General features: G+C 49.5%; 11 protein-coding genes. 8 read left to right on the top strand and 3 right to left on the bottom strand.

The window, feature by feature from the left end; genetic code table 11:
- Positions 1 to 24: 24 nt before the first annotated feature.
- Positions 25 to 411, bottom strand: a complete 387-nt coding sequence (locus KNO69_RS01780; protein WP_012727263.1) for a hypothetical protein — start codon at positions 409 to 411, stop codon at positions 25 to 27.
- An 83-nt stretch (positions 412 to 494) separates the two neighbouring features.
- Positions 495 to 1343: a MurR/RpiR family transcriptional regulator gene (locus tag KNO69_RS01775; RefSeq protein WP_214685970.1), complete on the bottom strand. Its 849-nt coding sequence runs from the start codon at positions 1341 to 1343 to the stop codon at positions 495 to 497.
- A gap of 109 nt (positions 1344 to 1452) precedes the next feature.
- On the opposite strand from KNO69_RS01775, the gene KNO69_RS01770 reads away from it, so the two are divergent.
- The 8 genes from KNO69_RS01770 (at position 1453) to KNO69_RS01735 (ending at position 11291) form a co-directional block, all read left to right on the top strand.
- Positions 1453 to 3960, top strand: coding sequence for an EAL domain-containing protein (locus KNO69_RS01770; RefSeq protein WP_353047475.1), 2508 nt, complete (start codon positions 1453 to 1455; stop codon positions 3958 to 3960).
- Positions 3961 to 4331: 371 nt separating this feature from the next.
- Positions 4332 to 5537 (top strand): MFS transporter, encoded by a 1206-nt coding sequence (locus tag KNO69_RS01765; RefSeq protein WP_214685972.1) that lies wholly within the window; start codon positions 4332 to 4334, stop codon positions 5535 to 5537.
- Positions 5538 to 5787: 250 nt separating this feature from the next.
- Positions 5788 to 6669 (top strand): phosphogluconate dehydrogenase (NAD(+)-dependent, decarboxylating), encoded by an 882-nt coding sequence (gene gnd / locus KNO69_RS01760; protein ID WP_214815585.1) that lies wholly within the window; start codon positions 5788 to 5790, stop codon positions 6667 to 6669.
- A gap of 89 nt (positions 6670 to 6758) precedes the next feature.
- Complete coding sequence (locus tag KNO69_RS01755; protein ID WP_214784625.1) at positions 6759 to 8102, top strand: GntT/GntP/DsdX family permease; 1344 nt, start codon at positions 6759 to 6761, stop codon at positions 8100 to 8102.
- 16 nt (positions 8103 to 8118) lie between these two features.
- A complete protein-coding gene (gene gntK / locus KNO69_RS01750; RefSeq protein ID WP_214815582.1) occupies positions 8119 to 9618 on the top strand; it encodes a gluconokinase in 1500 nt (499 codons plus the stop codon).
- A gap of 118 nt (positions 9619 to 9736) precedes the next feature.
- The gene (locus KNO69_RS01745) at positions 9737 to 10018 is read left to right on the top strand and encodes a hypothetical protein (protein WP_214815579.1); all 282 of its coding nucleotides are present in this window, start codon (positions 9737 to 9739) and stop codon (positions 10016 to 10018) included.
- 14 nt (positions 10019 to 10032) lie between these two features.
- Entirely contained in the window at positions 10033 to 10503 is a 471-nt protein-coding gene (locus tag KNO69_RS01740; RefSeq protein ID WP_251124841.1) for a GNAT family N-acetyltransferase, read from the top strand.
- A 53-nt stretch (positions 10504 to 10556) separates the two neighbouring features.
- Positions 10557 to 11291, top strand: a complete 735-nt coding sequence (locus tag KNO69_RS01735) for a polysaccharide deacetylase family protein (protein ID WP_214815573.1) — start codon at positions 10557 to 10559, stop codon at positions 11289 to 11291.
- 70 nt (positions 11292 to 11361) lie between these two features.
- On the opposite strand, the gene KNO69_RS01730 is transcribed toward KNO69_RS01735, so the two are convergent.
- A complete protein-coding gene (locus KNO69_RS01730) occupies positions 11362 to 12432 on the bottom strand; it encodes a GGDEF domain-containing protein (RefSeq protein ID WP_214815570.1) in 1071 nt (356 codons plus the stop codon).
- Between the last annotated feature and the right edge of the window lie 115 nt (positions 12433 to 12547).

The raw sequence follows: 12547 nt of genomic DNA, 5'->3' as shown, positions 1-12547 counted from the left end.
TGTTTCCAACAAAACAGGGTGTCATCAGTCGTTCGGGATCGTGACCCCATCAAATTGTTCATTGCGGCATAGCGTGATTGCTTGCATCGCCAACTTATAGTCTTCTTCCGGCAAGGCAATCAACTCGGTCGGAAGGACCCATTCTTTTGAGTTATACAGATGGATGACGAGTTTGGTGAGCACAAATTCTCGTTTATCGAACGTATTGTCATCGATGATGGTCGAGGTCCGAATCTTCCCTGCTTCTAAATCCATATAAGGAAGCAACCTTTCACGAACATGGGTGTTTCCCGCAATCACATACAGCGCGGCGAAATATTCTCGACCGGTACTGCCCGGATCCGTGAGCCGTTGTGCCAACCGTTTGAACTCGTTGTAGTGGTCGGAAGATAAAAAATCAATATGGTTCATCGGTCCACCTTCTCTCTCTAAGCCTCGCTTTGCTCTCAGGGTTTATAATTTCCACCTTTTTGTAGAAACTAACCCTATTTCGCTCAGATTCGGCGCATCGAAATCGCCTCACGCATCTGTTGAAGCGACGTCCGGGCCGCCTCGCCTCGACGCATCATGACAGCCGTGAACAACGCATCAATCAGGCTCAGTTCGGCGATGCGAGAAGCGAGCGCCTCAGAACGGAATGCCGTCTCTTGGGACACGGTGTAGAGCGACACGTCCGCGATTTTTGAGAGAGGCGACTTCGCATAGTTCGTGATGGCGATCATCGGCACACCCTTCTCTTTTAAGAGTTTGGCGATATCAAGTGTCTCTTTCGAGGCACCGGAATGCGAGATGACGACGGCGACGTCTGCTGTCGTCAATTGTGAGGCCGACATGAGCTGCATATGCGACTCGAGAATTGCGCTCACTTGAAGCCCGCTCCGGACAAACTTATGATACGCGTCTAGGGCGACGACGGCCGACCCGCCGCTCCCGAAGAATTCGATGCGGCGTGCTTTGAGGAACTGCTCGACCGTCTTCTCAAGAGAAGCACCCTCTAAAATCTGACGCGTCGACTCGATCGTCTTTCCGTTCGTCGAAAAAATTTTCTCTGCGATTTCGAGTACGGTATCCGTCTCGGTAATATCTTCATGGATGTCTTGGAGCGGTGCGACGACATCTGAGGCGAGTGCGATTTTTAGCGCCTGATAGCCTTTGAATCCGACACGCTGACAAAAACGAAACACAGTCGACTCTGCCACATCGAGGTCATCTGCCACCTGATTGATCGTATGATGAATGATTTTTTCTGGTTGCTTCAAAATATAGTCGGCAATACGTTGTTCTTTCTTGCTCAGTGTCGAATAGGCACCACGGATGCGGGCCGTCCCGTTCATCGTTTCCATCAAGCATCACCCTTTCTCTTCTTCATCTAACGATACCGTTTCGAAAAAAATTCCGCAATGTGTGATTCATGCAAATGATTGACCCACCTTACAAAAGTAGGCAAGAAGCGTGATTCCCGAGTGTGCTACTCTAATAAAGCACTTTTTCATTCATTCTTTGTACCATTTGAAATTGAAAGGACTGTTTCTCATCGAACATCACCTGAGTAGCTCATATAACTTCCCACTCGTCATTCTTTCCATCGCTGTCGCCATCTTCGCTGCCGGTGTCGCTCTCGATATTAGCAGTCGTTTGAAATATGCGAAGCACGCCTCGCGACTCAGGTGGGTCGTCGCTGGTGCCTTCAGCCTCGGTCTCGGCATTTGGGCCATGCACTTCATCGGTATGCTGGCGTTTCACTTGCACGATGATGTGACGTACCATCTCGGCATTGTACTATTATCCATTGTGCCGGCCGTCGTCGCTTCCGGACTTGCCTTTTGGATGATCAGCCATCCGGAGACACGACCCATCCAGCTCGTCTTCGGTGCCTTCTTGATTAGCGTCGGCATCGTCTCTATGCATTACATCGGGATGGAAGCGATGCAAATGAACGCCATCCTCACATACGACCCCATCATGTGGATTGCATCTGCCATCGTCGCCTTCGTTGCGTCGCTCGTCGGACTATATATTCTCTTTTATATCCCAAACGTTTCGCGATTCCATTGGCGCCGTCTAGCCAGTTCGGTCTTGATTGGGGTTGCCGTTTCTAGTATGCATTATGTCGGGATGGGCGCAGCCCGTTTCACCCCGATGGAAGGTGCGGCCAAACCGGTCAGCAACTATGCCGTCGACAGCACCCTACTCGCCTATGTCATCGCGGCGAGCGTCATGACACTATTCATCTTGATGTACATCTCGCTCCGGACGGCATCACAACTCGAGGCACAGTCGGAAGAACTAGAATTAAAATTCGAATCCATCATCGAGTCAGCCTCTGATGCGATTATCGTTGCCGACCATACTCGTGTCATTCTCCAATGGAATCAAGGGGCAACCGACTTATTCGGCTACACTTACGAAGAAATGGTCGGACAATCGATTGTCGCCATCATCCCGGAACGGTTCCGAGATGCGCATGAGCGCGGGATGAAGCGTTATGAAGCGACAGGTGAAAAACGCGTCATCGGTCAGACGGTGGAATTGATTGGATTAAGAAAGGACGGCGTCGAAGTGCCGATTGAAATGTCACTTGGCACGTGGAAGACAGAGAAAGGACTCTTCTTTAGTAGCATCATCCGTGACATCAGCGAACGGAAACGAATCGAGGCACAAATCAATGATCTCGTTTATTTGGATCCGCTCACCGGTCTTCCAAACCGCCGTCTGTTCAGCGACCGACTCGACGCCCTTCTCGGCCAGTCTCAATCTGAACAGTTTGCCTTGTACTATATCGACTTGGACAACTTTAAAGTCATTAACGACCGGTTCGGCCATTCGATTGGCGACCAGTTCTTAAAACAAGTGACGACCCGTATCCAGTCGACGATTCAAAAAACAGATACACTTGCTCGGCTTGGTGGGGATGAATTCATCATCTTGTCGCCTGATACGAAGAGTAACTTGGCCGCCCATCGCGCACAGGAACTTATCAACGTCCTCCATCCTCCGTTCGAACTCGAGAACGAGGAAGTATTCACAGGTGCCTCGATCGGAATTAGCCTCCATCCGTCCGATGGCGATACGGCCGAAGAATTGATTAAAAATGCTGATATCGCCATGTATCGGGCGAAGGCGGACGGTAAGAACGGGTATCAGTTCTTCACGAACGAATTGAACGAGTCAGTATCCCGTCGCTCCAACTTATCCATGGCACTACGGAAAGGCATCGGGCGCGGTGAGTTCACCGTACACTATCAACCGCAAATCCAACTGGAGACGGAAACCTTAATTGGCATGGAAGCGCTCGTCCGTTGGCAACATCCAGACCTCGGGATGATTTCGCCTGGCGAGTTCATTCCGATTGCCGAAGAGACGGGAAGCATCCATCGTCTCGGCGAGTTCGTTTTAAATGAGGCGTGTCGCCAAAACAAGGCGTGGCAAGATGCCGGCATTCCCCCGTTTCGGGTCGCCGTCAACATTTCGGCCGTTCAGTTTGCACAAAAAGATTTACCAGAGGTCGTCAGTCGTGCCCTCGCTGCATCCGGTCTTGAGGCGCAATATTTAGAGCTCGAGTTGACCGAGAGTGTCATCCAAAGTGCAGACCGGGCCATCGAGACGATGCATGAGCTCGTCGCCCTCGGCGTCCACCTCTCCATCGACGACTTCGGGACCGGTTATTCATCTCTCAGTTACTTGAAGCTGTTCCCGATTGATACGCTGAAGATCGACCAGCACTTCACGAAAAATATCGAGAGCGACGAGAAGGACGCGGCGCTCGTCAAAACGATTATCCGGATGGCGCACGAACTCGATTTGAACGTCATTGCGGAAGGGGTCGAGACCGAGAATCAAGTCGCTTTTCTGAAAGCTGAATCATGTAACCAGGCACAAGGATATTTCTACAATCGTCCTTTGCCGGCGGAAGACATCGAAGTCTTCTTCGAGCAATATAAGAAAACATCATCAAGTTAATTCGTTCGACCTCCGTGACGGGGGTCGATTTTTTACTAGGATTTTGACGATCGCTGAGTCACACCGAGCAATGCGCACAGGTTACCCGACACCTCTCGATGATTGGAAAATTGTTGCCTGAAAATGACGAACTATTTGAGGGATCTTTCGCCCATAGCTTTAAATCGATGAAGACGACACAATAAAAATGACCTCCGATGATTATATCGGAGGTCATTTTACAAACATACGTTCGTTTTATAGTACAACGCAAACAAGCGCCTATATATTCGCTTTTTCTATTTTTAGTCTAGCAAATCCCGCAACATAAGTCTATTCTTTCTCTCCACGACCTCTTACATTAAAGAGAGACTCTTGAAAGGAGCATATCTATGGAATTATACCGTTGGGACCTCAATTTGAAAGTTCGCTTATTCGGCGAAGGCTTATTCAACCTCTTGTTTTGGATGTACTTTCCATTCATCACCGTCTATTTCGCCCGGACGCTCGGTGTCGAGCTAGCCGGACTACTCATGGCCGTGCCACCGTTGTTCCTGCTAGTCGGCAGCTTGATTGGCGGTTCGCTTGCAGATGAGATTGGTCGCCGCCCCGTCATGCTCGCCGGGACGTTCTCACAAGGTTTCCTATTCCTCGTTTTCGCTTTATCAACGAACGCCTATGTCGATTACATCACCTACATCAGCATCGGTTTTATGGGTGCCATCTACAAACCGGCCAGCTCGGCGATGGTCGCCGACCTCGTTCCGACTGAACATTTACGGAATGTATTCGCGACGTTTATGGCTTCGAACAATATCGGTGCTGTTCTCGGTCCGCTTCTTGGTGCGGTCCTCTTTTTCGAGTATCGTCAGGCGCTCCTCCTCGGCTGCGCCCTTGTTCTTTTTGGTTACGGGGGTTTGCTCGCGGTTCTAACCAGTGAGACACGACCGGTCTCGACCGAGAAGACGGTCGCAACGACATTTTTCACCCAAGGGCGGTCGTATGCGACGATTTTGATTGACCCGCTTTTCCGCCTCTATCTGATTGCTGGCGTATTCGCCTTAATCCCAATCATGCAGCTAGACGTGTATTTACCTGTCTATTTGATTGAACAAACTCCGGCCACGTTCAACGTCTCGAATACAGTCTTATTCGGCTGGCTCGTTGCATATAACGGCCTCTTGTTCGTCGTCTTCATCATTCCTGTCACACGTGTGTTTCGGGCGTGGGACGAACGGCGTGTTTTACTATTGTCGACTTTCCTAGGAGGTTTCGGGACGTTTCTCGTCGCCTTCTCATCAAATATCTGGTACTTGCTCATCGTCACGACCATGTTCACGTTCGGGGAGCTGATTCGTTCTCCCGTCAGTCAGAGTTTCGTTAGTCACTATGCACCAATCGAGTCACGTGGACAATACCTCGCGACCGATACGCTCCAAAACACAATCGGCAAGTTCCTCGCACCGGTGACGGTATTTGCATCAGGATTTCTCTCCCCGCTCGCTGTGTTCACACTCATCTTGCTGTCGGCACTCATCGGTATGGGGCTCTATGCGAAGCTATTTGACAGGCTGAACCAAATGAAAGTTTCGTCTTAAGGTTACCGCAATCACTTTGTTACTAATCAATGCTTGTATCGCATTTCGGGAATTTTATTCACTCTCAAAGATTGATCGTTCGTTCTTGTATCTATATAAGAGTGCCTGTCCGTCGTCCCGCCTACGAATTAAGCCGGGACGCTTTTTTTGCATTACTCGAAAAAAATTCCGTCATTAGACTTGTAAGTCGAATTTATTTTGATATGATAAATCTAGAGACGGAAAAAAATTCTTTTTCAGGGGTGACAATATGGAAATTGGTTTGATTGGTTTAGGTAAGATGGGATACAACTTGGCACTCAACTTGAGCGACCACGGACACACGGTCGTCGGGACGGACGTCGGGAATGTCATTTCGGACGCGTTCTCCATCGTGCCGACGCTCGAAGATGTCGTGAATAAGTTGTCGACACCACGCGTCATCTGGACGATGGTCCCTGCCGGCGACGTCACGGAAGCGGTACTCGCTGAACTATATGAGCGCCTCGAACCCGGCGACATCGTCATCGACGGCGGGAACTCGAACTACAAACTCTCGGTCGCACGCGCCGAACAGTTCGCCGAGAAAGAGATCAAATTCTTCGATTGCGGGACGAGCGGAGGCACGGACGGGGCACGAAACGGTGCCTGTACGATGGTCGGGGGTGACGCGGACGCATGGTCGACAATCGAACCGATCTTTAAAGACTTGTCTGTCGAGAACGGCTACCTGTACACAGGCCCTGCCGGAAGCGGTCACTTTTTGAAGATGATCCATAACGGCATCGAGTATGGGATGATGCAGGCGATTGCGGAAGGGTTCGACATTTTGGAGAAGAGCCCGTTCGACTACGACTATGAACAAGTCGCACGTGTCTGGAACCACGGGTCGGTCGTACGTTCTTGGCTCATGGAACTCACAGAGAATGCCTTCAAGAAAGATGCGAAGCTCGATGAGATTCGCGGGGTCATGCATTCATCCGGTGAAGGTAAATGGACGATTGAGACGGCGCTCGACCTTCAAGCCGCGGCACCTGTCATCGCCCTGTCGCTCATGATGCGCTATCGTTCACTCGAAGACGACACGTTCTCAGGAAAAGTCGTCGCCGCGCTCCGCAACGAGTTCGGTGGGCACGCGGTCGTCAAGAAGTAACATCTGTGGAAAAGGTCACGGGGACATGACCTTTTCCTTTGCTAGGAACTGTAAACGGTTACATATTTGGAATTTAGGGGGAATACTCAATGTCTGGCTCAACACTTATCTTGATCGCCTTAGCCGGGATCTTCTTACTCTTATTTTTAGTCATTCGCACAAAGCTTCACGCATTCGTTTCGTTGTTACTTGTCAGTTTAATCGTTGGAGTCGCAGCCGGCATGCCACTCGGGGATGTCATTGCCTCCATCCAAAACGGGATGGGCGGAACGCTCGGCTTCGTCGCCGTCGTCGTCGGTCTTGGCGCGATGTTCGGGAAAATGCTTGAAGTATCAGGTGGCGCGGAACGTCTTGCCCAGACACTCGTCAGCAAGTTCGGGGAAGACAAGGCACAATGGGCGCTCGGGATTACCGGATTCATCGTCGCCGTCCCGGTCTTCTTCGATGTCGGTTTTATCATTCTCGTTCCAATCGTATACGGTCTCGCCAAAAAGACGGGACGTTCGCTTCTGTACTATGGGATTCCGCTCCTTGCGGGTCTCGCGGTCACACACAGCTTCATCCCACCGACACCTGGTCCGATCGCTGTTGCGAACTTGATCGGTGCCGACCTCGGTTGGGTCATCTTGTTCGGTGTCCTCGCTGGGATTCCGGCCATGATTTTAGCCGGTCCGGTTTTTGGGAAGTATATTGCTAAGAAGATTCATGTGACGATTCCAGATTACATGGAATTCAAAGAAATCGATACATCGAAAGAACTACCAAGCTTCAAAATGATCTTGTCGCTCATCTTGATTCCACTTGTGTTGATTTTAGCGAACACGCTCTCAGCGGTTCTCTTAGACGAAGGCAACGCTGTCCGTGATTTCTTGACATTCCTCGGACATCCATTCGTCGCCTTGACGATTGCGACGCTCCTCACGTTCGTCTTCCTCGGGACACGTCGTGGATATTCACGTGACGAAGTACAAGAGATCGCAACGAAAGCACTCGAGCCAGCCGGAATCATCATCCTCGTCACAGGAGCCGGTGGTGTGTTTAAACAAGTACTCATCGACTCTGGTGTCGGTGACGTCCTTGGTGAAATGATGGCCGGTTCGCCACTTCCGGCAATCGTCCTCGCCTTCTTGATCGCAACGGTCGTCCGTGTCGCTCAAGGGTCGGCAACGGTCTCGATGGTCACGGCAGCAGGACTCATCACACCACTCCTTGAAATCCAAAACATCACGGGCGCGGCACTCGGTTTGATTGTCATCGCCATCGCCTCAGGGGCGACCGTCCTCTCGCACGTCAACGATTCAGGCTTCTGGCTCGTCAACCGTTACTTCGGTCTTGACGTGAAAGACACGCTCAAGTCATGGACGATCATGGAAACGATTATCGGACTCACCGGCTTCGCCGTCGTGTTCTTGATTAGCCTGTTCATTATCTAAGTTAGGAAGTGATTGTGTGTTTACGATTGGGGTCGATATCGGGACGACGAGTACGAAAGCCGTCCTGTTCAACGGTCATCAACAACTGGCGGTACATAACGTGTTGTATCCGCTTCTCACGCCCGATACGGAGACGGCCGAGCAAGACCCGGTCGTCATCTACGGGGCCGTGCTTGAAGCCGTCTCGGCGGTCCGTGCCAAAGCGGACGGTCCGATTCGCTTCGCATCGTTCAGCTCGGCGATGCATAGTTTGATTGCGCTCGATGCGGCAGGACGTCCGCTCACGAACAGCATCACGTGGGCCGACAGTCGGGCGAATCCGTATACGCAAGAAATCAAACGCAACTTTGATGCGAGCGCCCTCCATATGCGTACCGGCACCCCGGTTCATCCGATGGCACCGCTGTCCAAATTGCGCTGGTTGAAAGCGGAGTACCCTGACGTCTTTACCCGGACGGACAAGTTCGTCTCCATCAAAGAATATGTCTTCTATCGGTTGACGGGACGCTATGTAGTTGACCACTCGATCGCCTCGGCGACAGGACTCTTCAATTTAAAGCAACGAGACTGGGACACGGAAGCACTTGATGTCGCCGGTGTGACACGAGATCATTTATCTGAACTCGTCCCGACGACAGAGATTTTACAAGTGACGCCTGACGTGACCGAAACGCTCGGCTGGGACTTCCCGCTCGTCATCGGGGCGAGCGACGGCGTGCTCTCGAACCTCGGGGTCGGTGCCTTCGAACAAGGCGTCGTCGCCGTGACAATCGGGACAAGTGGCGCCATCCGGACAGTCGTCTCGGAACCGGTCGAAGATCCAAAAGGTCGCATCTTCTGTTACGCGCTGACGGACAAGCATTGGGTAATCGGTGGACCAGTCAATAACGGCGGCATCATCCTCCGCTGGCTCCGTGACGAGTTCGCAGCAAGTGAGGTCGAGACGGCGAAACGACTCGGGATCGACGCGTACGATGTGTTGACGCGAATCGCCGAGACGGTCAAACCGGGTGCGGACGGACTGTTGTTCCATCCGTATTTGATGGGTGAACGGGCTCCGCTCTGGGATTCAAACGCCCGCGGTTCATTCTTCGGGCTCAGCATTCACCATAAGCGCGAACATTTCATCCGCGCCGTATTAGAAGGGGTCATCTTTAACCTCTATACGGTCATGCTCGCACTCGATGAGTTGACGGGCGCCCCGAACCGCATCCATGCGACGGGGGGCTTTGCCCAGTCGAGTCTCTGGCGTCAAATGATGGCAGACATCTTTGATACACCGGTCGTCGTGCCGGAGAGTCATGAAAGTTCATGTCTCGGGGCTGTCATGCTCGGGGAATACGCTTTCGGGGACATCGAAGAGTTCCAAGAAGTACCGCAAGTGACCCATGAACACACACCGAACATGGAATCGACGAATGTGTATCGTGAACTTTTGCCGATCTACATCCGCCTGTCACGTCATCTGTCGGAAGAATATGAAGCCATTTCGGCGTTTCAACGGAAGCATGTGTGACGTCAAACCGAGTCCTTCAAGGGCTCGTTTTTTTGAAGCGTGACAGGAGATTTCTTAACGTATATGGAAAGTACGTACGAGGTTAAGCTGTCGATATTTTTAAGAAGGGATTGATTAAATGGCGATTGCAATCGGATATCTCATCGCAGGTTTAGGTGCATTCGTGGCGTATTGGTTCAGCACAGGAGAAGCACGAAACACAAAATTGAAAATATGGGGAATCGCTCTTATGATTCCTATCTCCCCTGCCTTAGCCTTTTCCATCGGACTTTCGTACGCAATCAGTGTGCAGAACGGATGGGCTGGATTGATCATGTGGTTTATTTTCCCTATCATTTTCTTGAGTGGTCTGGCGTTGCTATTGATTGGTCTTTTCAAAAAAGAAAAGAAGTTGGTTTGAATGGTAAGACAACCATGATCACGACAACCAGTTGCCTCATTCGACCGTTCGAACCAAGAGACATCGAATCGTTTATGGTCTATCGAAATGACTTGGACTGGATGAAACATCAATCCTTCAAAGGGCTCACCCGTGAGGAATATGAAAACGTCCTACTCGGTGAACAATCGTTTCTTCAAGGCACGCAACTCGCTATCGTTGACCAAACGACGGATGAATTAATTGGGGATGTCTATATTCAGCAAGAAGATTCGACCTATTGGATTGGTTACACGATTACACCCACCCGCGCTCGTCAAGGCTATGCATTTGAAGTGATGTCGGGATTGATTCCTCACTTGATTGACCAAGGAGCGAAAGCGTTCAAAGCCGGTGTGCATGGGACGAACACGGCATCGATCGCGCTATTGAAGAAATTGAACTTCACCTTTTTCGAGACAGAACTTGACGAACAGATTTATCGTCTCGATGTCTCCAACATATGATAAAGTATGTATCACATGTCGCTTGGTTTTGATTTGAGGGAGTTTTGAATGGAATGATGAAACGCGTTCTTTTACTCATGTCGATCTTTCTACTGATTGGGTCTTTGTCACAGGCTGCGTTCCCGAAGCCGAAGGCCTATAACGACCCGAGTCTCATCTATTTGACGCTCGATGATGGACCGAACTGGAAAACGGGAAAGCTACTTGATGTCTTGAAGAAACATCAAGTGAAGGCAACCTTCTTCATCCTCGGAAAGAACATCGAAGGAAATGAGCATCTTCTTCACCGCATCATTGCGGAAGGTCATTTGATTGCCTTACACGGGATGCGACACGACCGGGATGAATTTTATGAAACACCGTTGACGGCCGTGCGTCAGATGCAGGAAGTACAAGCACTTATCTATGAAGTGACCGGCATTCATACGAACATGGCCCGCACCATTTATGGGAGCGACGCCGGCATGTCACCCGCACACTGGCAGGCGATGACCGATGCCGGTTTTGAGATTTGGGACTGGAACGTCGGTAGTCTCGACCATGTGTATAAGAAAGACAATGCCCGTGTCGAGCAACGTGTATTCGACCGCCTCGAAGCGAATCGTGCGGCGAATATTGCTTCCATCATTTTGGCGCACGATCACTCGATGACACCGAAAGCACTTGATACAATCATTCGTTATGCGAAAGAACGAGATTATGAATTCCGTACGTTGGAGGGTGTCCAACCGGTTCACAACTTTTCTGATGTATGGGAACCACAATTAAGCGAACGAGCGACCCCATGACTGCAGATCATCTTAAGGTCTGCAGTTTTTATACAATACAAAAACGCATCGGATGACCGACACGCTTTGTTTATCCAACTATAGTTTCCGTCACATGTGTACGATTTCTGCCACTATTTTTCGCCTGATACAAACAATCATCTGCTAGACGAATCATCTCACGTAGATTCTCGCTCTTTCCGTTCGCAATCCCAATCGAAACGGATAACTGAATTTTTTGTTGATCGAGTAGCTTGAACTCATGTTTCGATATGCTATTTCTAATCCGCTCCGCTACGTTGACCACCTCACCCTGAGAGAGCATCGGAATCAAAATACCGAACTCTTCTCCACCGATCCGTGCTTTAATGTCTTGGTTCCTTGTTTCTCGGTGCAAGAGTTCTGCAAATTGTTTCAATACCTCGTCGCCGTTCGCATGACCATATTGATCATTGATTTGTTTGAAGTGGTCAATATCTAAAATCAATACATTACATGTCGCATATTGTCCTTTGAACTTTTTCATCTGCATCTCCCATGCTCGGCGGTTTGCCAGACCCGTCAAATGGTCGGTTTCAGCCGATATTTTATACTCTTTCACTCGATGGTTAATTAAATAGAGGTCAATATTCATGATCGTAATGAGTATGCCAATGGGAAAACTAATAAGTGTGACTAATAACGCAACGTATGCAGCGTATTCAGTCAAACCTGCACTCGTGTAGATTGCAACACCCGCAATCAGACACGCCAACAGATTCAACGTAATCCCGAATTGAAAAAGTTGTTTTTCCAATGCGGAGATTTTGTATGTGAGGATGATTCCGACAACAATCATAAAGATGGCGATACATGCCACAACGGAGTGAAAATCCACACCATAGCTAAAGCGATAGATTGAGATAATTGTGGCTGCGATGAACAACGGAGAAATTAATCGATAAAATCCAAGTAAAACAAGGATCAGAAAGCGAAAATCAATCTTTAGTACATCTTCGACTAAAATGCTTTGTGTGATCAGAAAAATGCCTAGTAGTCCTGATAGAATACCAAGAAATGCATTTTTTATATTTTTGTGTGGCGTATGATAACTCACAATTTTAGAAATGAAATAGATCCCGGTAAAAGAAATACAAGAATTGGCGATTAGACTAATGAACATACGTTGAACCCCTCGGTATCCGTCATGTCAGTACTATTCTTTTCTTATATCCAATTAGCATCATTTACTAACATTTTAAGGTTTTTATTATTTATTAGAAAGAATATTTTTACAT

Source organism: Exiguobacterium sp. s131 (assembly GCF_018617345.1).
Lineage (GTDB): Bacteria > Bacillota > Bacilli > Exiguobacteriales > Exiguobacteriaceae > Exiguobacterium > Exiguobacterium profundum.
This window is presented reverse-complemented; position numbering and strand designations above follow the sequence as displayed.